The following is a 21433-nucleotide window of genomic DNA, read 5'->3' on the forward strand; positions in this document are numbered from 1 at the left end:
CACCTCCGCTACGCTCCGGCGCCGACCTGAGCCCCACCCTGCACCCATGATTCGCAGCCCTCCACTGCGCTGCGGCCCGGTCATGCCGCCACCTCCGCCGGGGCGACGACGGGGATCGCGCGGTCGGCGAGGGCGACGAGGGCCGGCCGGTGGGCGGTCATGATGACCGTCCGGCCGGTGGCGTGGGCGCGGATCGCGGCGAGCACACCGGCCTCGGTCTCGGCGTCGAGGTTGGCGGTCGGCTCGTCGAGCAGGACCAGCGGCGCGTCGCGGAGGAACACGCGGGCGAGGGCGACCCGTTGCCGCTGCCCGGCGGACAGTCCGGCGCCGTCGTCGCCGAGCGTGGTCGCCAGGCCGGCCGGCAGCGCGTCGATGAAGTCCAGAGCACCGGCCTGCCCTGCGGCGCGGCGCACCGCGGCGTCGGTGGCGTCAGGCGTGCCGAGGCGGATGTTGTCGGCGATGGTGCCGGCGCTCAGCCACGGCCGCTGCGGCAGCCACGCGACCCGGCGCCGCCAGCCGGTGGGGTCCGCGCCGGCCAGGTCGTGGCCGCCGACGGTGACCCGGCCGCCGGTCGGTGCGGTGAGGCCGAGCAGCACCGCCAGGGCCGTGGACTTCCCGCAGCCGCTGGGGCCGGTGAGAGCGACCAGCTCGCCCGGGCGGATCTCGGCGGTGAACGGCGGCAGCGACGCCTCGGCGCGCCCGTCGTGCTGCACGGTGACCCCCTCGAACCGGATCGTGCCGGCCGGGGCGGGGGCCGTCCCGCGCGGCGGCACCGGTGTCTCGAGGATCCGGAACACCTCGGTGGCGGCGGCGAGCCCTTCGGCGCTGGCGTGGTAGTTGGCGCCGACCTGGCGCAGCGGCAGATACGCCTCGGGGGCGAGGATCAGCACCAGCAGCGCGGTCGCGAGGCCGAGGCCGCCGTCGACGAGGCGCAGGCCGATGCCGACCGCGACGAGCGCGACCGACAGGGTCGCGAGCAGCTCCAGCACGAGCGAGGACAGGAACGCCACGCGCAGGGTGCGCATGGTGACGGCGCGCTGCTCGGCACTGATCTTCGCGATGATCCCGGCCTGCCGCTTGGCGCGGCCGAACACGCGCAGCGTCGGCAGCCCGGCGACGACGTCGAGGAAGTGGTGCGACAGGCGGGTCAGCAGCCGGAACTGCCGCCGGTTCGCCGACTCGGTGTGCAGGCCGACGAGCGCCATGAACACGGGGATGAGCGGCAGCGTGAGCGCGATCGTGCCGGCCGCGACGAGGTCGACCGGGGCGATGCGGGCCAGCACGATCACCGGCACCAGGGCCGCGAGCACCAGCTGCGGCAGATACCGCGCGAAATACGCGTCGAGCGCGTCGAGCCCCCGGGTGGCGAGGGTGGCGATCCTGCCGCTGTCGCCGGCCGCGCCCGGTCCGAGCGCGGCGACGTGGGCGAGCAGCCGGGACCGCAGCTGGTGCTTGACCGCGGCGGAGGAGCGGGCGGCGATGACCTCCTGCGCCCAGGCGACCGCGGCCCGCAGCGCGACGACGGCGGCGAGCCAGGCCAGCGTCGGCGCGATGCGGTGCACGCCGGCGCCGTGCAGGTAGACCTCGGTGATGCCGTCGGCGAGCAGGGTCGCCTGGGCCACGACGAGCGCGGCGAGGGCGACGCCGAGGGCGACGGACAGCACCAGGTAGGTGCGCGTCGCCCTCGCGTGCCGCAGCAGGCGCGGGTCGAGCGGCTTCACGGGTGGCTCACCGGGATGTGCTCGACGCGCAGCCGCCGCCGGAAGACCCAGTAGGTCCAGGACTGGTAGCCCAGCACGATCGGGGTGAAGCACACCGCGACCCATGTCATGACCTTCAACGTGTACGGCGTGGACGCCGCGTTGGTGACGGTCAGGCTCTCGCCGCCGGCGAGGGTGGTCGGCATGACGTCGGGGAACAGCGTGACGAACAGCGCGGCGACGGCGAGGACGAGGGTCGCGCCGGTCGCCAGGAACGCCCACCCCTCGCGGCGGGCCCGTGCGGCGAGGACCGCGCCGATCAGCGCCGCGGCGGCGGCCGCGGACAGTGCCCAGCCCCACGCGTCGTCGTGGGTCAGCTGCGTCCACAGCAGGAACCCGGCAGCGAGCACCACGGCGGGCAGGCTGAGCCGGAACGCGAGCCGGCCGGCCCGCTCCCGCACGTCGCCGTCGGTCTTCAGCGCCAGGAACACCGCGCCGTGCAGCGCGAACAGCGACAGGGTGGTGAGCCCGCCGACCAGCGCATAGGGGTTGAGCAGCGTGAAGAAGGAGCCGACGTACTCGTGCTGGGCGTTGATCGGCACGCCGCGCACGATGTTGCCGAACGCGACGCCCCACAGCAGCGCCGGGACGAAGCTGCCGGCGATGATGCACAGGTCCCAGCGGCTCCTCCACTGTGGACTGTCGACCTTGCCGCGGTACTCGAACGCGAGGCCCCGCAGGATCAGCGCTACGAGGATGAGCAGCAGCGGCAGGTAGAAGCCGGAGAACAGGGTCGCATACCACTCGGGGAACGCGGCGAAGGTCGCGCCGCCGGCGACGAGCAGCCAGACCTCGTTGCCGTCCCAGACCGGGCCGATGGTGTTGATGAGCAGGCGCCGCTCCCGCTCGTCGCGGGCCAGCACCGGCAGCAGCATGCCGACGCCGAAGTCGAAGCCCTCCAGGAGGAAGTAGCCGGCCCAGAGCACGGCGATGAGCGCGAACCAGACGGTGGTGAGTTCCATGGCGACGTCCCTTTAGTACGCGAAGGTCAGCGGACGGTCTTCGTCATCTTCGTTGTGGGGTACGACAATTTCTGGGGCCCCGGCCCGGGCGTACCGCAGCATCAGCATCAACTCGATGACGGCGAGCGCGCCGTACAGCAGCGTCAGGACGATGAGCGAGGTCGCGACCGTGCCGGCGCCCACCGTCGGGGACACGCTCTGCGAGGTCTTGAAGACCCCGAAGACGGTCCACGGCTGGCGGCCGACCTCGGTGAAGATCCAGCCGAAGGAGTTGGCCAGCAGCGGCATGGCGACGGTGGCCACGGACGCGATCCACAGCCAGCGCCCGCCGGGCAGCCGGCCCTTGCGGGTGCGCCACAGCGCGAGCGCGGCGATCGCCATGGCGAGCGCACCGAAGCCGATCATCAGGCGGAACGACCAGTAGGTGACCGGCACGTACGGCACGTAGTCGCCCTCGCCGTAGCGCTCGGTGTACAGCTGCTGCAGGTCGTTGATGCCCTCGACCTGCCCGTCAGGGGTGCCGGTCGCCATGAAGGACAGCAGCGACGGGATGCGGACGCTGGCGAACTCCTCGCGGCCGTCCAGCGAGCCGATGGTGAAGATCGAGAAGGAGGCCGGCTCGGAGGTCTCGTACAAGGCCTCGGCGGCGGCCATCTTCATCGGCTGCTGCTCGGTCATGACGCGGGCCTGCAGGTCGCCGGTGATGAGCACGCCGACGCCGGCGACGAGCACCACCCACGCACCGAGCCGCAGCGCCGGCCGGAACACCTCGGTCTGGTTGCCGCGGCGCAGGTGCCAGGCGCTGACCGCGAGCATGAGCGCGCCGGCGGTGAGGAAGCACGCGGTGATGGTGTGCGGGAAGGTCACCAGCGTCGTGGAGTTGGTGAGCACGGCAACGATGTCGGTGAGCTCGGCGCGGCCGCGTTCGGCGTTGATGGTGTACCCGACCGGGTGCTGCATCCACGAGTTGGCGGCCAGGATGAAGTACGCCGACAGCATGGTCCCGATCGACGCGAGCCAGATCGTGGCGAGGTGGACGCGTTTGGGCAGCCGGTCCCAGCCGAAGATCCACAGCCCGAGGAACGTCGACTCGAGGAAGAAGGCGAGCAGGCCCTCGATGGCCAGGGGCGCGCCGAAGATGTCGCCCACGAACCGCGAGTAGGCGCTCCAGTTCATGCCGAACTGGAACTCCTGCACGATGCCGGTGACGACCCCCATCGCGAAGTTGATCAGGAACAGTTTGCCCCAGAACTTCGTCGCCCGCAGGTACTCCGGGCGCCCGGTGCGCACCCAGGCGGTCTGCAACCCGGCCACGAGGGCCGACAGCCCGATCGTGATCGGCACGAAGATGAAGTGGTACACGGTGACAATCGCGAACTGCCACCGGGCGAGATCGAGCGCGTCCATGCACCCGATCTTCTGAATCCGCCGGGAGCGGCGGCAGGGCCGAACGGCACGTCCGGACAGGACCGTAGGACCCGGGTCGGCTGAGGTGCAGATCTCCTCGCCGGTCCGGACAATGCCCCGATATCGGATTTTTCCGTAATTCCGTTAAACGAAGTGTGCTGCTCTTAATGTTGGAGGACGGTCGTCTTCTGCGCGGTGGACGAGGTGGTCGAGATGCACACCGAACCGGACGTCGACGCGGGCTGGCTGCTGGAGGCGGCACCGGACGCGGTCGTCGCCGTGTCGGCGGCGGGCCTGATCGCACTGGTCAACGCCGAGACCGAGCGGCTGTTCGGGTACCGCCGGGAGGAACTGCTCGGCCGGCCGATCGAGCTGCTGGTCCCCGACGAGGCCCGCGACGCGCATCTCGCGCACCGGCGGCGGTACCTCACCGACCCCCGCCCCCGGTCGATGGGCGCCGGGATGCACCTGACCGGCCGGCGCAAGGACGGTAGCCGCTTCCCCGCCGAGGTCTCGCTGTCGCCGGCCGGCACCGCGAGCGGGCCGCTGGTGGTGGCCACGGTACGCGACGTCAGCGACCGCGTCCGGGCCGAGGCGAAGTTCTGGGGCATGCTGGACGCCGCCCCGGACGCCATGATCGGGGTCACCGAGGACGGGCTGATCGTCTTCGCCAACACGCAGACCGAGCGGCTGTTCGGGTACCGGCGCGACGAACTGCTCGGCCGCCCGGTCGAGATCCTCGTCCCGCAGCACGCCCGGCACCGGCATCCCCGGCTGCGCGCCGGCTACCTGCACGATCCGGAGCCACGGCCGATGGGGGCCGGGATACCGCTGGCCGGGCAGCGCAAGGACGGCAGCCAGTTCCCGGCCGAGATCTCACTGTCCTCGATCGTCACCGAGGACGGGGTGCTGACCTCGGCCGCCGTCCGCGACGTCACTGAGCGGCGGCGGGCCGCCGAGGCCCAGAACCGGCTCGCCGCGATCGTCCAGTCGTCCCACGACGCGATCATCGGCAAGACGCTGGACGGGGTGATCACCAGCTGGAACCCGGGCGCGCAGCGGCTGTACGGCTACACCGAACGCGACATGATCGGCCGCAGCGCCCAGCTGCTCATCCCGGAGGGGCTGCGGCACGACGAGGTCAGCAACCTGCGCCGGATCGGCCACGGCGAGCAGGTCGAGCAGTACCAGACCGAACGGCGCCACAAGGACGGCTCCACGATGACGGTGTCGCTGAGCATGTCCCCCATCGCCGACGCCTCCGGGGCGATCATCGGTGTCGCGTCGGTGTCGCGTGACATCAGCGACCGGCAGCGGGCCGAGGCCAAGTTCGTCGGGCTGCTGGAGTCCGCCCCCGACGCCATCGTGGGAGTCACCCGGGACGGCACCATCGCACTGGTCAACGCCCAGGTAGAGCGGCTGTTCGGGTACCGGCGCGAGGAGCTGCTCGGCCGGCCCGTCGAGATTCTCGTGCCGGACTCGGCCCGCCACGTGCACCCGGCGCACCGGGAGGCGTACTTCCGCCAGCCCCAGCCCCGGCCGATGGGGGCGGGCATGCAACTGGCCGCGCGCCGCAAGGACGGCACGGAGTTCCCCGCTGAGATCAGCCTGTCCGCGCTGGACACCGAGGACGGGCCGATGGTGTCCGCCGCCATCCGCGACGTCACCGACCGCCTGGAGGCCCAGGCCGAACGGGAACGGCTCAAGGCCGCCGCGGAACGCGAACGGCTCGAGGCGCAGCTGCACCAGTCGCAGCGGCTGGAGAGCCTCGGCCAGCTCGCCGGCGGCGTCGCCCACGACTTCAACAACCTCCTCGCGGTGATGCTCAACTACACCACCTTCGTCGCCGAGGAGATCGACGCGGCCGCCGAGCGGGAGGGCGGGCTCTGGGCGCAGGTCAGGGGCGACCTGCAGCAGGTCCAGCGGGCCGGGCAGCGGGCCACCGAGCTGACGCACCAGTTGCTGGCGTTCGGACGGCGCGAGGTCGTGCGCCCCCAGGTCCTCGACCTCAACGCGGTCGTCGCGGAGGTCGAGAGCCTGCTGCAACGCACCCTCGGGGAGCACATCCAGCTCCACACCACCCTCACCGCCGGGCTGTGGCCGGTCCTGGCCGACCCCGGCCAGCTCGAACAGGTCCTGGTGAACCTGGCGGTCAACGCCCGCGACGCGATGCCCGACGGCGGCACCCTCAGCATCGACACCGTCAACATCACCGTCGACGGCGCCGCCGAACGCCCGAACCTGCGCGCCGGCCGGTACGTGAAGCTGCGCGTCGGCGACACCGGCACCGGCATCCCGCCGGAGATCGCCGAACGCGTCTTCGAGCCGTTCTTCACCACCAAGCCCAAGGGCAAGGGCACCGGACTCGGGCTGGCCACCGTGTACGGCATCATCACCCAGGCCGGTGGCACCGCCGAGATCCAGTCCAGCCCCGGCGCCGGCACCGCGTTCAGCGCCTACCTTCCCGCCACCGACCGGCAGCCCGCGGCCGTGGAGGAGCCCGCCGCCGCCAGCCCGCGCAGCCACGGCGGCGAGACGGTCCTCGTCGTCGAGGACGAGGCCGCGTTGCGGGAGGTCATCTGCCGCATCCTCGGCCGCAACGGCTACCACGTCCTCGCCGCGGACGGCGGCCCCGAGGCGCTCAAGCTCGCCGAGCACAGCACCCAGCCCGTCGACCTGCTGCTCACCGACGTGATCATGCCGCACATGCTCGGCAAGGAACTGGCGGCGAAGCTCGGCGACCGGTACCCCGGCATCCGGGTGCTGTACATGTCCGGCTACGCCCAGCCGGTGCTCGCCTCCCAGGGCACGCTCGACCCCGGCGTGATCCTCGTGGAGAAGCCGTTCTCCGAGGACGTCCTGATCGACCGGGTCCGCGCCGCGCTCGACCCGGCCTGACCGCCCGCGCCGCACCCGGGACCATCGGCACGCCACCGCGAGACCAACGCCTCTCGCCGCCCGGCCCGGCCGCGGCGAGGCTGGCAACCGCAGGCAGGACCCGCGACACGGTGGAGATGACCGGCCATGGCGCTGCGAGCGGACGACGAGACGACGGGTGGCTGGCTCGACGCGGCGGTCGCCGCGCCGTCGGTCCACAACACGCAGCCCTGGCGGTTCCGCGTCCACGACGGCGGGATCGACGTGCGCACCGACCCGGCCCGCCGGCTGCGGGTCATCGACCGCGACCACCGCTCGATGCTGCTGAGCGCCGGCGCCGCCGTGTTCAACCTGCGCCTGGCCATGGCGCTGGACGGCCGGCTGCCGGTGCTGCGGCCGTTCCCCGCCGACGGCGTCACCGTCGCCAGGGTCGAGCCGGGACGCTCCGGCCGGCCCGGTCCCGGGCTGCGCGCTCTCGGCGGTGCGGTGTTCCGGCGGCACACCAACCGCGGACCGTACGCCCGGGCCGTCGTCCCCGCCCGGATCCTCGACGAGCTGCGGGCGGCGGCGGCCACGGAAGGCGCCGAGCTGACCGTGCTGGACCGGGCCCGGCGCGACGCGCTGCTGGCGCTCATGGTCACCGCCGACGCCGCCCAGCGCCGCGACCCGGCGTACCGGCGCGAGCTCGCGACCTGGACCGCCGCCGACCCCGACCGGCGCGACGGCATCCCACCGGCGCTGTTCGGCCCCCTCGACGCGGAGGGCAGGCTGCCGCTGCGGGACTTCGACCCCGGACCGGCCGCCCCCGGCCGCCCGGCCGCCGGCTTCGAGCCGCACCCGCAGCTGGTCGTGCTCAGCAGCCGCAGCGACGGGCGTGCCGCGCGGGTACGCGCCGGGCAGGCCATGCAACGCGTCCTGCTCACCGCCACGGTGCGCGGCCTGGCCGTGCAGCCGATGACCCAGGTGCTGGAGGTCCCACGGCTGCGCCGGGTCATCGCCGACCCCGCCGACCCGTGGTTCCCGCAGATGATCCTGCGCATCGGCTACGCCCTGCCGGCGCCGGCGAGCCCCCGCCGCGACTGGTCCGAGCTGCTCACCACCCGCTGAGATCCGGGCCTTTCGATACGGGTCCGCCGGGACCAACGCCCCGCGTGCCGCTCGGTCCGCAGTGCTGAGCTGGACTCCGGAGAAGGAGGAGGATCACCATGCTGGCCACCAGACTGCGCACCGCTCCACTCATGTCGTTCGACCTGAACGGGCCGTCCTGGTTCCCGTTCACGGAACCGGCGATCCGCATCGAGGACGACCTCGACGAGGACCGGTACACGGTGCGGGCGGAACTGCCCGGCATCGACCCCGCCAAGGACGTCGACATCACCTACGCCGACGGCGTCCTGCGGCTGACCGTCACCCGCGCCGAGGCCCAGCGGGACAAGGGACACTCCGAGTTCCGCTACGGCACGTTCCACCGCACCGTCCCGCTGCCGCCCGGGGCCAAGGACGACACGCTGTCGGCGGTGTACAAGGACGGCATCCTTGAGGTGACCGTCGCCGTCGGCGAGCCGCACCCGACCGGCCGGCACATCCCGGTCACCGTCGAGACCGTCAAGCCGGTCAGGAAGACCGGCTGAACCGGACCGCCCGCGGGGCCCCGGCGTCCGGCCGGGGCCCCGCGGCGTGCCCCACGGGCCGGACGCCGGGCAGCTCACACAACCGTGCGGTGGTCAGGTCCGAACTCAGCCCGGTCGGCGGGGACGGGCCGCCAGGAGGGCACCGGCCAGGGTCCAGGCCACCAGGACGCCGAGGTGCGTCCAGGCGACACCGCTGCCGGCGCCGGCCGGTCCCAGGGCGTCGATCATGGCCCGGGACAGGTGCTTGAGGGGGAACACGTCCGCCGTGTACCGCAGCGCGGGCGGCAGCGGACCGCCGGTGCCCACCACGAAGACGTCGGAGATGAAGCTCAGCGGCAGCAGCGTCCCCAGCGCCACCGCCGCGACGTACTGACCCGCGCGCAGCCACGCCACCAGCGCGAACCCCAGAGCGGCACAGCAGGCCACGCCGGCGAGGAACGCCAGCGCCGCGGCCGGCAGCCGCGCGGGGTCGGGGCGGTAGCCGTTGCCGAGGGCACCGGCCGCGACCAGCAGCACGGCGGTGCCGGCGGCGCTCAGCCCGGCCGCGGCGGCCCGGCCGGCGTAGAAGGTCCACAGTGGGGCAGGGCTGCCGCGCAGCCGGTCCAGCACACCCCGGTCCCGCGCCTGCGCCACGGCGGCCGGCAGGTTCACGTACATCGTGACCGCGATCGAATAGGCGACCATCGACGGCACCATGAACGTCCCGAGCGGCATCGCCTCGAACGTGGCGTCCGGCAGCACCGCGGGGAACAGCAGCAGGAGCATGACCGGGAACGCGGCGGCGAAGAACACCGCCAGGGCGTCGCGCCGCATGGCGATGAACGCGGCCCTCACCTGCACGCCGACCATCCGGACCGGCCCCGGCTCGACGGGTCGCACGGCGGCCGCCGCCAGCGCGGGCACCGGCCCGGGTGCCGCGGCGACCGCGGGGCGCGGCACCGGGGTACGGGCGCGCTGCCGCGGCTCCCAGCCGAACCGGCGGCCGGCCACCACCGCCCCGGCGGCTCCCCACACCGCCATCACCGCCAGATCACCGGGGCGGAACCCGGATCCGGCGGCCACCGGGTCGAACGCGGCGGACACGGCGTCGGCGAAGTGGCGCAGCGGCAGGATGCGACCCGCCCACGCCAGCGGCGCCGGCAGGTCGGCTCCGACCATGAAGACGTTGGAGATGAACGCCACCGGGATGAGCAGACCGTTGCTCGCCGTCTGCGCCGCGAGCGCGCTGCGGGTCAGCCCCACCAGGGCGAGGCCGAGCGCGGCGAAGCAGGCGGTCCCGAGCACCAGGGCCGCCACCGCGGCCGGCGCCTTGCGCCACACGATCTGCACGTCGTAGCCCAGCACACCGACCGTGACCAGCAGGGCGACGGACGACAGGGCCACCAGCACGGCGGCGCAGACCCGGGCCGACAGCACGCTCCACGCCGGGACCGGGCTGCCCCGCAGCCGCTTGAGCACGCCGGCCTCCCGCAGCACGGCCAGGTCGGTCGCCAGCACGCAGAACACGGCCTCGACGGTGCCGAAGACCGCGAACGGCGCCACCAGGAACTGGCTGACCCGCACCGCACCGCCGTCTGTCACCGGCGTGTCGCCGACGATCGCGTTGACGATGAGGAAGAACGACAGCGGCAACGCGATGGTGAAGAACGCCGACATCGGGCTGCGGGTGAAGGCCCGCAGCGCGTGGACGGTGAGCGCGGCGGTCGCGCCCGCGCTCGGCCATGCGCGGGGGGACGCGAGGGGGACCGCCACCGGGCGGTCAACCGTGGTCATCGCCGTCACCGGTCAGCTGCAGGTAGACATCCTCGAGCGTCGGCCGGGTGAGCGTCAGCCCGGACAGCACCAGCCCGCGCTCGACCGCCCACCCGGTCACCGCGTGGGTGTCGCGCAACGGGTCGCGGGTGTGCACGACCACCGCGGCGCCGTCGCCCGGACCTGCCGGCACTGTCCGGCCGGACAGTGCCGGCAGGTCGGCACACGGCACACCGGCCGGCAACTCGAAGCGCAGCACGTGCTCACCGGCGGTGCCGCCGAGTTCGCCGGGGCGGCCGAGCGCGACCAGGCGGCCGGCCTTGACGACGGCGACCCGGTCCGCGAGATGCTCGGCCTCGTCCATGTAGTGGGTCGTGAGCAGCACCGTCGTGCCGAACTCCCGCAGGCGCCGCACCAGCGCCCACGCGTGGTGGCGCGCCGCCGGGTCGAACCCGGTCGTCGGCTCGTCGAGGAACAACAGGTCCGGCGCGCCGACGATGCCCAGCGCGAGGTCGAGGCGGCGGCGCTGGCCGCCGGAGAGCACCTTCACCCGCGCGTCGCGCTTGTCGGCCAGGCCGACGAGGTCGATCACCGCGTCGGTCCCGTACACCCGCGGGTACAGCCTGCGCTGCAGGTCGACCAGCTCGCGGACGGTGAAGTCCTCCTCGAAGCCGGCGCTCTGCAGCACGACGCCGATCCGCTGCCGGTACGCCCGGCCACCGGTCTGCGGGTCGAAGCCCAGGACCCTGACGTCACCCGAGCTCCGGCGCCGGTGGCCGGTCAGGATCTCCACGGTCGTGGTCTTGCCCGCACCGTTGGGACCGAGCAACGCGAAGAGCTCCCCCTCCGCCACGTCGAAACTGAGCCCGTCGACCGCGGTCAGCGCGCCGTAGTCACGACGCAGGTCCTGCACGACGATAGCGGCCATGCCCGCACCCTGGCACCGTGCGGGTCGATGTCCCAGGGCCGCACGACCCGCCGCGGGCGGGACCATTTCCCCTGCCGTTCCCCTGCGGCGGCGGGGAAGGTTGCAGGTGCGACACCCGCTACGCGGCGCAGGGGTCCCGGCGGGCGGAACATATGGACGGCGGGTCGGGCCGTCAGGTTCGCCATCACCAAGATGGTCACCGCACCGGGATGCCCCCGCCGCGGCGGGTGTCGTTCACGCCGCCCGTCACCCTGGGAGGGATCGACATGACGCATCAGCGGTACACCGGACGGGTCGCCCTGGTCACGGGCGCGGGATCCGGCATCGGGCAGGCGACCGTCCTGCGACTGGCGGCCGAGGACGCGACCGTCGTCGGCTGCGACATCGACGCCGCCGGCCTGGAGGCGACGGGCAAGCTGCTCGCGGCCGACGGCCACCAGGCCACGCTGCTCACCGCGGACATCACCGTCCAGGCCGACGTCGACCGGGTCGTCGCGGCATTGCAGGGCAAGCCGGCGGACCTGCTGGCGAACGTCGCCGGCATCATGGACGGCTTCCTGCCCGTCACCGACCTCGACGACGCCGTGTGGGAGCAGGTCGTCGCGGTGAACCTGACCGGCCCGATGCGCCTGTGCCGGGCGGTCATCCCGGCGATGCGCGCGGCCGGCAGCGGCGCCGTGGTCAACGTGTCGTCGGTCGGCGGGCTCACCGGGTCCGTCGCCGGCACCGCGTACACGTCGGCCAAACACGGCCTCATCGGGCTGACCAGGTCGCTGGCGTACCTGTACGGCCCGGACGGCATCCGCGCCAACGCCGTCTGCCCCGGTGGGGTGCGCACCAACATCGGCAGGACCGCGGTCCCCAGATCGCAGTGGGCGTACGACCGGCTGGAGCGCTCGTTCGCCCGGGCCACCCGGATGGCGGAACCCGACGAGATCGCCGCGCTGATCGCCTGGCTGGGCTCCGCGGAGGCCAGCAACGTCAACGGTGCGGTCATCACCGCCGACGGCGGGTGGATGTCATGACCACCGCCGTCCGCCCCCGCGGTGGCAACCGGACCGTGCTGCGCCTGCTGGCCTCGCCCCTGCACGGCCTGCTGAGCGGCCGCGTCTGCGAGGTGGCCTACACCGGCGCCGTCACCGGCGCCCGGCACGCGCTGCCGGTCGAGTACGCCGAGGACCACGACCGGGTCGTGGTCCTGGCCGCGCACGCCTCCTTGAAACGCTGGTGGCGCAACTTCACCGGCGTCGGGCGCAGGGCGACCGTCACGATCCGCCGGCAGGCGCACGACGCCCACGCCGTGGCGCTCGCCCCCGGCGATCCCGGCTACGACGACGCGCTGACCGTCTACCAGCGCCGGCACCGGGCCCCGCAGGACGTGGACCACCGGCTGGTGACGATCCGGCTGCTGGACCGCTGAACCGCCGCGGCCGGTCCGGGCGTTCGCCGATCGCGGCCCGCCGCGGGACGCTGGAGGCATCGAGACCGCGGACGTGTGCGGGAGGCCGGCCATGGAGCAGCAGTACGACGTCGTCGCCGGTGTCGACGGCTCACCCGAGAGCATGACGGCCGTGGAGTGGGCCGCCCTGGACGCCGCCCGCAGGCACCGCCGGCTCCACATCGTCCACGCGTACGCGTGGCCGGTCGTCTACCCGCCGCTCGGCTCCCAGCAGATACCGGCGCTGCACAAGGCCATCCGCGAGGCGGCCGAACGCATCATGGCCGCCGCGGTGGCCCGCGCCGGGCAGGTCGCGGCCGACGTGCCGGTCACGACCGCCCTGGCGGTGGAGTCGGCCGCCACGGCGCTGCTGCACGCGGCGCAGCACGCCGGCACCGTCGTGGTCGGCAGCCGCGGCCTGGGTGGCTTCACCGGCCTGCTGCTCGGGTCCGTCGGCGTGCAGCTCGCCGCGCACGCCCCCTGCCCGGTCGTCGTGGTCCGGCCGGGCGACGGCACCGGCCCGGAGGCCGGTCGCGTCGTCGTCGGCGTGGACGGCTCGCACGACGCCGACCACGCCATGCGGTTCGCGCTGGAGCAGGCGTCGGCGCGGGGTACCGGGCTGACCGCCGTCCACACGTACATGTGGCCGGACACCACCGGACCGGGCGACATGCTGCCGCTCGTCTACGACCGGGCCGACCTGCGCGACGACGAGCGGCGGGCGCTCGCGGAGTCCGTCGCCGGCTGGGCCGGCAAGTTCCCCGACGTCGAGGTGCGCCAGACGACGGTGCGCGGCAACGCCGCCGCGGTGCTCACCCGCCTGTCGCACGGGGCCGAGCTGCTGGTCGTCGGTTCCCGTGGCCGGGGCGGCTTCGCCGGGCTGCTGCTGGGCTCGGTCAGCCAGGCCTTGATCCACCACGCCGGCTGCCCCGTCGCGGTGGTGCGGTGACGGTCAGTGCTCCGGCGTCAGCACCGCGGCGCCCCGCACCCGGTCCGCAGCGAGGTCCGCCAGCGCCCGGTCCGCCGCGGACAGCGGATACGGGGAGACCGTGACCTGCAGCGGGTGGTCCTGGGCGAGGGTCAGGAAGTCCCGGCCGTCCTGGCGGGTGTTGGCCGTGACGCTGCGCAGCGACCGTTCCTGGAAGAGATGCTCGGCGTACCGCAGCACCGGGATGTCGGTCAGGTGGATGCCGGCGACGGCAAGCGTGCCGCCCCGGTCCAGCGCGGCCAGCGCGACCGGCACCAGCTCGCCGACGGGCGCGAACAGGATCGCCGCGTCCAGCGGCTCCGGAGGCGCGGCCGCCGCGTCACCCGCCGACGCGGCGCCCAGGTCCAGCGCCAGCTGCCGGGCCTGCGCCGAGCGGGTCAGCACGTGCACCGTGGCGCCCTGCGCGATCGCCACCTGCGCGGCCAGGTGCGCGGACGCGCCGAAGCCGTACAGGCCCAGCCGGCCGCCCGGCGGGAGGTCCGCCCGGCGCAGCGCCCGGAAGCCGATGATCCCGGCGCACAGCAGCGGGGCGGCGTGGACATCGTCGTACCGCGGCGGGATGCGGTACACGAACGGCGCCGGCGCGACGCAGTACTCGGCGAATCCCCCGTCGGCGTCCCAGCCGGTGTACTGCGAGAACGGGCAGAGGTTCTCCGCGCCGCGGCGGCAGTAGCGGCAGGTGCCGCAGGTGTGGCGCAGCCAGGCCACCCCGACCCGCTCCCCCACCCGCAGGTCGCCGGCGTCCGGCCCGAGCCGCTCGACCTCGCCGACCACCTCGTGCCCGGGCACGACACCGCGCCGCTTGGGCGGGAGGTCACCCTCGGCCAGGTGCAGGTCGGTGCGGCAGACCGCGCAGGCGCGCACCTTGAGCAGGACCTCGCCCGGCCCCGGCTCCGGTACCGGCGCCGCCGTCATCCGCAGCGGGCCGCCGCCGATCGGGCCGGGCGCCTCCACGCGCCACGCGTTCATCCGTCGCACCGCGGCGCTCTGCCCATCACGGGCCGCCATATGCGCCGCCGCGGCCCCGGACGGCGGTCCGGCCGCATCTCGGGACCTTGGTCCTGCCCGCAGCCCGGCTTCCGGCCTTACCGCCGACTCGCCGCGGCGACGATGGTGAGTGCAGAGGCCGCCGGCGATCCGGGCGATGCCGCCGCACCGGCGACGCAGGACCGACCCGAGGAGCCGTCATGACCACCTCATCCATCGCGACCACCGCCGTCGTCGTCGGTGTCGACGGCTCGGCCGACAGCCTTCGGGCGGTGCGGTGGGCCGCCGCCGACGCCGCGCGGCGGCACCGCCCGCTGCACCTGCTCCACGCGCACGGCTGGCCGGAGTTCGCGTACCCACCGGTCGGGCTCGCGTTGCCGGTCGTCACGGAGACCGACACACCACAGACCGCCGCGCAGATCCTCGCCGATGCCGTCGCGCACGCCCGCGACGTCGGCGGCGACCTGCAGATCAGCACCGGATCGACGAACCGGCTCTGCGTCCCGGCGCTGCTGGCCGCCTCCCGGCAGGCCTCGCTCGTCGTGGTCGGCAGCCGCGGCCTCGGCGGGTTCGCCGCGCTGCTGGTCGGCTCGACCGGGGTCGAGCTGGCGGCGCACGCGTCGTGCCCGGTGGTGATCGTCCGCGGCGGCGAGCGGCCCGATGGCCCGAACGCCGGCCGGGTCGTCGTCGGCGTCGACGGCTCCCACGACGCGGACCTGGCCCTCGCGGTCGCGTTCGAGCAGGCCGCGTTCCGCTCGGCCGGGCTCACCGCGGTCAACGCCTGCCAGTGGCAGGTCGCCGGCCAGCGTGACGGCGTCGCCGCACCCATCTACGGCGAGCAGGACGCGGTCGCCGGCGCGCACCGGGCCCTCGCGGAGTCGGTGGCCGGCTGGCGGGAGAAGTACCCCCAGGTCGACGTCCGGCTCGACGTGGTCGTCGGCCGCGCCGGCGGTGTGCTCGCCGAGGCCTCCAAGGGCGCGGAGCTGCTCGTCGTCGGCGCCCGCGGCGGCGGCGGCTTCACCGGGCTGCTGCTCGGTTCGGTGAGCCAGGCCGCCGTCCACCACGCCAACTGCCCGGTCGTCGTCGCCCGGCCCGCTGCCCGGGTCCACCCGTACACCACACACCCGGAGAAGGCAGGTTCCTCATGAGCGGACCGTTGACGGACCGGACGATCGCCGCCGGGCTGAGCGCCGCGGTCGCCGCGCCGTCCATCCACAACACGCAGCCATGGCGGTTCCGGGTCCGCGACGGCGGGTTCGACGTGCTGGCCGATCACGACCGGGGGCTCGACGTGATCGACCCGCACCGGCGGGCCATGTACCTGAGCCTCGGCGCGGCCGTGTTCAACCTGCGGCTGGCGCTCGCGGCCGCCGGGCACACCCCGCTGCTCGTGCCGGTGGCCGGTGACGCCGACCAGGTCGCCCGGGTCGAGCTCGGGCAGCGGCGGATGCCCGCGCCGGGCACACGGCTGCTGGCGGCGGCGATCGCGCGCCGGCGGACGAACCGGCTGCCGTACCACGGTGCGCTCGTCCCGGCCGGCACGGTCGAGCAGCTGCGGGCGGCCGCAGGCGGCACCGGTGCCGCGCTCACCGCCCTGGACCCGGTCCGGCGCGATGCCGTGCTCGGCCTGACGTGGACCGCCGACGCGCGGCAACGTGCCGATCCGGCGTACCGGCGGGAGATCATCGCGTGGACCGGGCCGGACGGTGCCCGGCACGACGGGGTGCCCGCCCAGGCGTTCGGTCCGCGGCCGGCGATGTCGGCCGTCGCCGTGCGCGACTTCGGCCTCTCCGTGCCGCACGGCGAGCGGCAGACCGCCCGGTTCGAGGCGGCGCCGCAGCTGCTGATGCTGTGCAGCGACGGCGACGACCCCGCCGCGTGGCTGCGCAGCGGCCAGGCGCTGCAGCGGGTGCTGCTGACGGCGACCGTCCGCGGCGTCGCGGTCCAGCCGATGACGCAGGCGCTGGAGCTGCCGGACCTGCGCACGGTGCTCGCCGGTACGGACGGCCGCCGATGGCCGCAGATGATCCTGCGGATCGGTTACAGCCGGGCGGCGCCGGGCAGTCCCAGGCGTCCGGCCTCGGCGTGCATGGTGCCCCGGCCGTGGCAGCGGCGGCAGCGGGCGCCCGGGGCGGCGTGACCCGGCCGGAGGGTCGAAGGTCCCGCCCGTGCCGTTCCACCGCCCCTGTCACATCGACGGGACTGGTTCCAGTCCGGGCCCGGACGCTCCCTGAAGGAGGATGCAATGCACACGCAGCGGATCGTCGTGGGTTACGACGGATCGGTCGAGGCCCGTGACGCGGTCGACTGGGCCGCCGCCGCGGCGGAGCGCACCGGCGCAGGACTGCACGTCGCGTACGCCTACCAGCTGGCCTGGCCCGGCGCCGCGTACGACGGGCCGGTCACGGAGATGATCGCTGAGGCGCAGCAGCGCGCGGACCTGCTCGTCGCCGACATCGTCGACCACATCCGCCGGCGGGGCACCGGCATCGACGTCACCGGCACGGCGGTCCACGCCGCACCCGCCCCGACGCTGATCGGCCTCGGCGCGGACCTGCTCGTCGTCGGCAACCGGGGCGGCGGCGGGCTCACCGACCTGCTCGTCGGTTCGGTCGGTCTGCAGGTCGCGACCCACGCCCGCACGCCGGTCGTCGTGGTGCGGGGCCGGCACGACGCCACCGACGGCCCCGTCGTGGTCGGGGTCGACGGCTCCGCCAGCTCCGACGCCGCCCTCGGCGTCGCGCTCGAGGAGGCCCGCTCGCGCGGCACGGGGGTGCTCGCCGTGCGCGCCTACGTCCCGCCCGCGGTCACCGCGCTGCCGTACAGCGTGATCGAGGCGACCGAACGGCAGGTGCTGGAGGCGTCGATCGCCGGATGGCAGGAGAAGTACCCCTCCGTCACGATCAGCCCGCTGCTCGCGAACGGCCGCGCGGCACCGGCGCTCATCGATGCCTCCCGCACCGCTCAACTGGTCGTCGTGGGCAGCCGGGGGCACGGCGGCTTCGCGGGGCTGCTCCTCGGGTCCGTCGGCCAGCAGCTCATGCACCACGCGGAGTGCCCGGTGCTGATCGTCCACCCGCGGCCGCCGGACTGACCCCGCGGTGCCAGCGCGACGGCGGCCCGGGGCAGGGCCGTAGGTCCCGGCCCGGCGTGGCGAGCGGCCCTACCGGTGGCCCCGGCGGCCGGGGTTTGCTGGAATCGGACGCCACCACACATCCAGGCGGAGGTGAGATCAGTGATTACCGCACACGACCTGCTCGTCGCGCACCCGTTCATGGCCGGTGTACCTGACCGGTTCCTCGACCGCATGGCGCACTACTCGCACCGCGTCACGTTCCACGCCGGCACCCGCATCTTCCGCGAGGGCGGCCGGGCCGACCGGTTCTGGCTCATCCGCGACGGCCTGGTGAGCCTCGACACCCACCTGCCCGGCCGGGGCGACGTGGTGCTCGAGACGATCGGCCCCGGGCAGGTGCTCGGCTGGTCGTGGATGTTCCCGCCGTACCGCTGGCACTTCGGCGCGACCGCGGACACCTCCGTCCTCGCGATCGCCTTCGACGCCGCCGGCATCCGCGCCATGTGCGCCGCGGAGCCGGAGCTCGGCTACGAGTTGACCAGGCGGCTCATCGAGGTGGTCGTCGAGCGCATGCAGGCGACCCGCATGCGGATGCTCGACCTGTACAACGAACCGGCCGCCGGCGCCGTGCCCGCCGACTAGGCACGTCGCGCGCCGGCGGTGCGGCGTGCGGGTCCCGGTCGCGGCCGGGACCTTCGACTCTGTCCCGGCCGGCCGAAGCGGCGGACGCTGGGGACGTGGAAATCCTCGCCTCCACCGGCTCCGTCCCGGTCGCGGCGCTGGCGCCGATCGTGCTCGCCGCGGCCGGGTTCGCCGGGTACTGCCTGTACGACCTGAGCCGGTCACCGGTGCGCCACCTGCCGAAGTGGGTGTGGGCACTGCTCTGTGTCGTGTCGATCCCGTTCGGCGGGATCCTGTACCTGCTGATCGGCAGGGATCACCGATGATGCTGTCGACCGCCGCGCTGTCCAGGCGCTACGGCGATCACGTCGCGCTCGACGGGGTCGATCTCGCGGTCCCGGACGGCGCCGTATACGGGCTGGTGGGGCCGAACGGCGCGGGCAAGACGACACTGCTGGCCATCCTCGCCGGGTTGCGCCGCCCGAGCTCCGGCACCATCTCCTGCGGCTGCCCGCGCCGCCGGGTCGCCCTGCTGCCCGACACACCGCAGTTCGATCCGTGGCTGACCGGCCGGGAGGTGGTCGCGCTCGCCTGGCAGCTCGTCGCCGCGCCGGTCCCCGCGTCCCGGATCGACGCGGTGCTGCAGGACATGGGCCTCGCCGACGCCGCAGACCGCCGGGTCGGCGGATACTCCCGCGGCATGCTGCAACGGCTCGGCCTCGCCGCCACCGTCGTCGGCGACCCGGAGCTGCTGCTGCTCGACGAGCCGGCGTCCGCCCTCGACCCGGCCGGCCGGCGGGAGGTCCTCGACCTCATCGCGCGGCTGCCGGCGACCACGCTGCTGTCCAGCCACATCCTCGCCGACGTGCAGGAGGTCTGTGACACCGTGGGGATCCTGCGCGCCGGCCGGCTGCTCTACCAGGGGCCGCTCGACGCCCTGCTCGTCGGCCGTGCCGTCCCCGCCTACCAGGTGCGCCTGCACGAACCGGTCGACCGGGTGGCCGAGCGGCTGCGCACCGAGCCGTGGGTCACCGCCGTGGAGCAGGACAACGGGCAGTCCCTGCGGGTCGGGGTGCGGTCGCTCGCTGAGGCCGAGCTGCTGCTGCCGCGGGCACTGGCCGCCTGCGACGCCCGGGTGATCAGCCTCGCCCCCCGGGCCGCCGACCTCGAGGACGTCTTCCTGGAGCTGACGTCATGAACCTGTGGCGCCTGGAATGGTTGCGCCTGACCCGCACCCGCCGGCTGGTGGCGCTCCTCGGCGTGTACGCCTTCTTCGGGCTCACCGGGCCGCTGACCGCGCGGTACCTCGAGGACATCCTCGGCGCCGTGGACACCGGGGGCGTGCGCGTCGAACTGCCGGATCCGCGGCCGGCCGACGGCATCGCGCAGTACGTCGGCAACATCTCCCAGGTCGGGCTGATCGTGGTCGTGCTGATCGCCGCCTCCGCATTCGCCGTCGACGCGCGCCGGGAGATGGCGGTGTTCCTGCGGACCCGCGTCAGCGGGGTGCGGGACGTCATCGTCCCCGCGTACGTCGTCACCACCGGCGCGGCGGTCGCCGCGCTGCTGCTCGGTTCGCTGGCCGCCTGGTACGAGACGGGCGTGCTGCTCGGTCCACCGCCGGTGGCGCGGATGCTGACCGGGATCGGGCTCGGCGCGCTGTTCCTCGCGTTCGCGGTCGCGGCGACCGCGCTGGCCGCGGCCGTCGTCCGCGGGGTCCTCGCCGCCGCCGGTGTCACGCTGGGGGTGCTGCTGGCGATGGCCGTCCTCGGCGGCGCCGGCGACGTCGGGCGGTGGCTGCCGACGACCCTGTCCGGCGCGCTGGCCGGGCTGGTCGACGGCACGGCGCCCAGCTCCTACCTGCCGGCGACCGCCGTCACCGTTGTGGGCACCGCCGCCGCCCTCGCAGGCGCGGTCGTCCTCGGCGAGCGCCGCGAGCTCTGAGGGACCGGGCCGCCGGGCACGGCAGGCTCGACGGCGGACGGGTGCCCACGTCAGTCGCGGTGCGGCATGGCCGGCGCCGGCGCGGGCGTGTCACCGGCCGGCACGGCGGGAAGGTCGACGACGAACCGGGCGCCGTGACCGGGGCTACCGGTGACCTCGAGGTGCCCGCGGTGCGCCTCGACGACCTCGTTGACCAGCGCGAGCCCCAGCCCGAAGCGGCGGCCCGCACGGTCGGCGTGCCCGCTGCCGCGCGCGAAGCGGCGCATCAGCTCGCGCGCCTCGGACGGGTCCAGGCTCGCCCTGCCGTTGCTCGCCGTCGCCGTGGCCCTGGTCTGGACGCGCCGTCGCGCACGGTCCGGACGGGCGGGTCGCGGCGCGTCCGGCATCGCCCTGTCGGTGCTCGCCGTGGCCGTCGCCGCGGCCAACCTCGTGCAGGTCTACCGGGTCGGCGACTCCGGCGCCCGGGCGGTGTGGGACGGCACGCCGGCGGTGTCGACCCGCGATCCGGGGCGCTGACCGGCGCGGCCCGCCCGGGCCTCCGGCCGCCCTCCGCACCGCTTCCGCCGTGCATCTTCACCGTCCCGCGGCACGGTGAAGATGCACGACGGTCCGGCGATGGGAGGACACGATGAGGACCACGACGCACCGGCCGGGCCGCCCGGGACGCGCAGGCCGTCGCGGAGCTCCTCGCGCCCGTGCCCGCAGCGCGGCCAGCGGGCGCGGCGCCCGCCCGGTCAGGCGAGCGAGAGGAAGAGCTTCTCGAGCTGCGCCACGTCGATGGAGGGGTCCTCGCCCTCGCGCTCCGCGGTGACGCACTGCCGCAGTCCCGTGGCGATGATCTTGAAGCCGGCCCGGTCCAGGGCCTTGGACACCGCGGCGAGCTGGGTGACGACGTCCGCGCAGTCCCGGCCGTCCTCGAGCATCGCGATCACGCCGCGGATCTGCCCCTCGGCGCGCCGCAGGCGCTTGATCACGTCGCCGAGCGCGTCGCCGTCGATCTGCATGCCGTCGTTCCCTTCGTCCGGGACCCCACGATACCCCCGGGGGCACCCGCCGCCGTCG

Annotated in this window: 21 protein-coding genes; 13 read left to right on the forward strand and 8 right to left on the reverse strand. The window is 74.5% G+C overall.

Going from position 1 to position 21433, the window contains the following annotated elements; translation table 11 throughout:
- Positions 1-80: 80 nt before the first annotated feature.
- From cydD to AB0H83_RS27230, 3 genes are read right to left on the reverse strand one after another with little or no spacing between them, the layout of a single operon-like run.
- Positions 81-1721: a thiol reductant ABC exporter subunit CydD gene (gene cydD / locus AB0H83_RS27220; protein WP_360099230.1), complete on the reverse strand. Its 1641-nt coding sequence runs from the start codon at positions 1719-1721 to the stop codon at positions 81-83.
- Complete coding sequence (gene cydB / locus AB0H83_RS27225; protein ID WP_360099232.1) at positions 1718-2722, reverse strand: cytochrome d ubiquinol oxidase subunit II; 1005 nt, start codon at positions 2720-2722, stop codon at positions 1718-1720. The genes cydD and cydB overlap by 4 nt, the downstream gene beginning before the upstream one ends.
- A gap of 12 nt (positions 2723-2734) precedes the next feature.
- Positions 2735-4129, reverse strand: coding sequence for a cytochrome ubiquinol oxidase subunit I (locus AB0H83_RS27230; RefSeq protein ID WP_360099234.1), 1395 nt, complete (start codon positions 4127-4129; stop codon positions 2735-2737).
- Positions 4130-4342: 213 nt separating this feature from the next.
- On the opposite strand from AB0H83_RS27230, the gene AB0H83_RS27235 reads away from it, so the two are divergent.
- From AB0H83_RS27235 to AB0H83_RS27245, 3 genes are all read left to right on the forward strand, one after another.
- Positions 4343-7027, forward strand: a complete 2685-nt coding sequence (locus AB0H83_RS27235) for a PAS domain S-box protein (RefSeq protein ID WP_360099236.1) — start codon at positions 4343-4345, stop codon at positions 7025-7027.
- A 126-nt stretch (positions 7028-7153) separates the two neighbouring features.
- Positions 7154-8113 (forward strand): nitroreductase family protein, encoded by a 960-nt coding sequence (locus AB0H83_RS27240; RefSeq protein ID WP_360099238.1) that lies wholly within the window; start codon positions 7154-7156, stop codon positions 8111-8113.
- A 98-nt stretch (positions 8114-8211) separates the two neighbouring features.
- The gene (locus tag AB0H83_RS27245; protein WP_360099240.1) at positions 8212-8637 is read left to right on the forward strand and encodes an Hsp20/alpha crystallin family protein; all 426 of its coding nucleotides are present in this window, start codon (positions 8212-8214) and stop codon (positions 8635-8637) included.
- Positions 8638-8742: 105 nt separating this feature from the next.
- Here AB0H83_RS27245 and AB0H83_RS27250 read toward each other — a convergent pair whose 3' ends face one another.
- Together AB0H83_RS27250 and AB0H83_RS27255 are read right to left on the reverse strand one after the other, a co-directional pair.
- Positions 8743-10410 (reverse strand): ABC transporter permease, encoded by a 1668-nt coding sequence (locus AB0H83_RS27250; protein WP_360099242.1) that lies wholly within the window; start codon positions 10408-10410, stop codon positions 8743-8745.
- A complete protein-coding gene (locus tag AB0H83_RS27255; protein ID WP_360099244.1) occupies positions 10397-11317 on the reverse strand; it encodes an ABC transporter ATP-binding protein in 921 nt (306 codons plus the stop codon). Before AB0H83_RS27255 ends, AB0H83_RS27250 begins: the two co-directional genes overlap by 14 nt.
- Positions 11318-11583: 266 nt before the next feature.
- On the opposite strand from AB0H83_RS27255, the gene AB0H83_RS27260 reads away from it, so the two are divergent.
- The 3 genes from AB0H83_RS27260 to AB0H83_RS27270 all read left to right on the forward strand — a co-directional run bounded on the left by AB0H83_RS27260 (position 11584) and on the right by AB0H83_RS27270 (position 13704).
- Positions 11584-12342 carry an SDR family NAD(P)-dependent oxidoreductase gene (locus tag AB0H83_RS27260; protein WP_360099246.1) on the forward strand — a complete coding sequence of 253 codons (759 nt, stop codon included), beginning with the start codon at positions 11584-11586 and terminating at the stop codon, positions 12340-12342.
- Complete coding sequence (locus tag AB0H83_RS27265; protein WP_360099248.1) at positions 12339-12737, forward strand: hypothetical protein; 399 nt, start codon at positions 12339-12341, stop codon at positions 12735-12737. The genes AB0H83_RS27260 and AB0H83_RS27265 overlap by 4 nt, the downstream gene beginning before the upstream one ends.
- A 91-nt stretch (positions 12738-12828) precedes the next feature.
- Positions 12829-13704: a universal stress protein gene (locus tag AB0H83_RS27270; RefSeq protein WP_360099250.1), complete on the forward strand. Its 876-nt coding sequence runs from the start codon at positions 12829-12831 to the stop codon at positions 13702-13704.
- Positions 13705-13707: 3 nt separating this feature from the next.
- On the opposite strand, the gene AB0H83_RS27275 is transcribed toward AB0H83_RS27270, so the two are convergent.
- Positions 13708-14712: a zinc-dependent alcohol dehydrogenase family protein gene (locus AB0H83_RS27275; protein WP_360099252.1), complete on the reverse strand. Its 1005-nt coding sequence runs from the start codon at positions 14710-14712 to the stop codon at positions 13708-13710.
- A 218-nt stretch (positions 14713-14930) separates the two neighbouring features.
- On the opposite strand from AB0H83_RS27275, the gene AB0H83_RS27280 reads away from it, so the two are divergent.
- The 7 genes from AB0H83_RS27280 to AB0H83_RS27310 all read left to right on the forward strand — a co-directional run bounded on the left by AB0H83_RS27280 (position 14931) and on the right by AB0H83_RS27310 (position 20371).
- The gene (locus AB0H83_RS27280; protein WP_360099254.1) at positions 14931-15878 is read left to right on the forward strand and encodes a universal stress protein; all 948 of its coding nucleotides are present in this window, start codon (positions 14931-14933) and stop codon (positions 15876-15878) included.
- Entirely contained in the window at positions 15875-16870 is a 996-nt protein-coding gene (locus AB0H83_RS27285; protein ID WP_360099256.1) for a nitroreductase family protein, read from the forward strand. Before AB0H83_RS27280 ends, AB0H83_RS27285 begins: the two co-directional genes overlap by 4 nt.
- 105 nt (positions 16871-16975) lie before the next feature.
- Complete coding sequence (locus AB0H83_RS27290) at positions 16976-17824, forward strand: universal stress protein (protein ID WP_360099258.1); 849 nt, start codon at positions 16976-16978, stop codon at positions 17822-17824.
- A gap of 141 nt (positions 17825-17965) precedes the next feature.
- Positions 17966-18448: a cyclic nucleotide-binding domain-containing protein gene (locus AB0H83_RS27295; RefSeq protein WP_360099260.1), complete on the forward strand. Its 483-nt coding sequence runs from the start codon at positions 17966-17968 to the stop codon at positions 18446-18448.
- A 95-nt stretch (positions 18449-18543) separates the two neighbouring features.
- A complete protein-coding gene (locus AB0H83_RS27300; RefSeq protein WP_360099262.1) occupies positions 18544-18753 on the forward strand; it encodes a PLD nuclease N-terminal domain-containing protein in 210 nt (69 codons plus the stop codon).
- Positions 18750-19625: an ABC transporter ATP-binding protein gene (locus tag AB0H83_RS27305; protein WP_360099264.1), complete on the forward strand. Its 876-nt coding sequence runs from the start codon at positions 18750-18752 to the stop codon at positions 19623-19625. Before AB0H83_RS27300 ends, AB0H83_RS27305 begins: the two co-directional genes overlap by 4 nt.
- A complete protein-coding gene (locus tag AB0H83_RS27310) occupies positions 19622-20371 on the forward strand; it encodes a hypothetical protein (protein WP_360099266.1) in 750 nt (249 codons plus the stop codon). The genes AB0H83_RS27305 and AB0H83_RS27310 overlap by 4 nt, the downstream gene beginning before the upstream one ends.
- A 50-nt stretch (positions 20372-20421) precedes the next feature.
- Here AB0H83_RS27310 and AB0H83_RS27315 read toward each other — a convergent pair whose 3' ends face one another.
- Positions 20422-20757 carry an ATP-binding protein gene (locus AB0H83_RS27315; RefSeq protein WP_360099268.1) on the reverse strand — a complete coding sequence of 112 codons (336 nt, stop codon included), beginning with the start codon at positions 20755-20757 and terminating at the stop codon, positions 20422-20424.
- A 348-nt stretch (positions 20758-21105) separates the two neighbouring features.
- A complete protein-coding gene (locus tag AB0H83_RS27320) occupies positions 21106-21375 on the reverse strand; it encodes a metal-sensitive transcriptional regulator (RefSeq protein WP_360099270.1) in 270 nt (89 codons plus the stop codon).
- Positions 21376-21433 lie beyond the last annotated feature (58 nt).

Origin of the sequence: Dactylosporangium sp. NPDC050688 (assembly GCF_040654515.1) — a bacterium.
Classification (GTDB): Bacteria; Actinomycetota; Actinomycetes; order Mycobacteriales; family Micromonosporaceae; genus Dactylosporangium.

Excerpts from the sequence above, each read along its gene's own strand:
- cydB (WP_360099232.1), bottom strand. The coding sequence starts at position 2,722 with ATGGAACTCACCACCGTCTGGTTCGCGCTCATCGCCGTGCTCTGGGCC.
- AB0H83_RS27230 (WP_360099234.1), bottom strand. The coding sequence starts at position 4,129 with ATGGACGCGCTCGATCTCGCCCGGTGGCAGTTCGCGATTGTCACCGTG.
- AB0H83_RS27235 (WP_360099236.1), top strand. The coding sequence starts at position 4,343 with ATGCACACCGAACCGGACGTCGACGCGGGCTGGCTGCTGGAGGCGGCA.
- AB0H83_RS27240 (WP_360099238.1), top strand. The coding sequence starts at position 7,154 with ATGGCGCTGCGAGCGGACGACGAGACGACGGGTGGCTGGCTCGACGCG.
- AB0H83_RS27245 (WP_360099240.1), top strand. The coding sequence starts at position 8,212 with ATGCTGGCCACCAGACTGCGCACCGCTCCACTCATGTCGTTCGACCTG.
- AB0H83_RS27250 (WP_360099242.1), bottom strand. The coding sequence starts at position 10,410 with ATGACCACGGTTGACCGCCCGGTGGCGGTCCCCCTCGCGTCCCCCCGC.
- AB0H83_RS27255 (WP_360099244.1), bottom strand. The coding sequence starts at position 11,317 with ATGGCCGCTATCGTCGTGCAGGACCTGCGTCGTGACTACGGCGCGCTG.
- AB0H83_RS27260 (WP_360099246.1), top strand. The coding sequence starts at position 11,584 with ATGACGCATCAGCGGTACACCGGACGGGTCGCCCTGGTCACGGGCGCG.
- AB0H83_RS27265 (WP_360099248.1), top strand. The coding sequence starts at position 12,339 with ATGACCACCGCCGTCCGCCCCCGCGGTGGCAACCGGACCGTGCTGCGC.
- AB0H83_RS27270 (WP_360099250.1), top strand. The coding sequence starts at position 12,829 with ATGGAGCAGCAGTACGACGTCGTCGCCGGTGTCGACGGCTCACCCGAG.
- AB0H83_RS27275 (WP_360099252.1), bottom strand. The coding sequence starts at position 14,712 with ATGAACGCGTGGCGCGTGGAGGCGCCCGGCCCGATCGGCGGCGGCCCG.
- AB0H83_RS27280 (WP_360099254.1), top strand. The coding sequence starts at position 14,931 with ATGACCACCTCATCCATCGCGACCACCGCCGTCGTCGTCGGTGTCGAC.
- AB0H83_RS27285 (WP_360099256.1), top strand. The coding sequence starts at position 15,875 with ATGAGCGGACCGTTGACGGACCGGACGATCGCCGCCGGGCTGAGCGCC.
- AB0H83_RS27290 (WP_360099258.1), top strand. The coding sequence starts at position 16,976 with ATGCACACGCAGCGGATCGTCGTGGGTTACGACGGATCGGTCGAGGCC.
- AB0H83_RS27305 (WP_360099264.1), top strand. The coding sequence starts at position 18,750 with ATGATGCTGTCGACCGCCGCGCTGTCCAGGCGCTACGGCGATCACGTC.
- AB0H83_RS27310 (WP_360099266.1), top strand. The coding sequence starts at position 19,622 with ATGAACCTGTGGCGCCTGGAATGGTTGCGCCTGACCCGCACCCGCCGG.
- AB0H83_RS27315 (WP_360099268.1), bottom strand. The coding sequence starts at position 20,757 with ATGCCGGACGCGCCGCGACCCGCCCGTCCGGACCGTGCGCGACGGCGC.
- AB0H83_RS27320 (WP_360099270.1), bottom strand. The coding sequence starts at position 21,375 with ATGCAGATCGACGGCGACGCGCTCGGCGACGTGATCAAGCGCCTGCGG.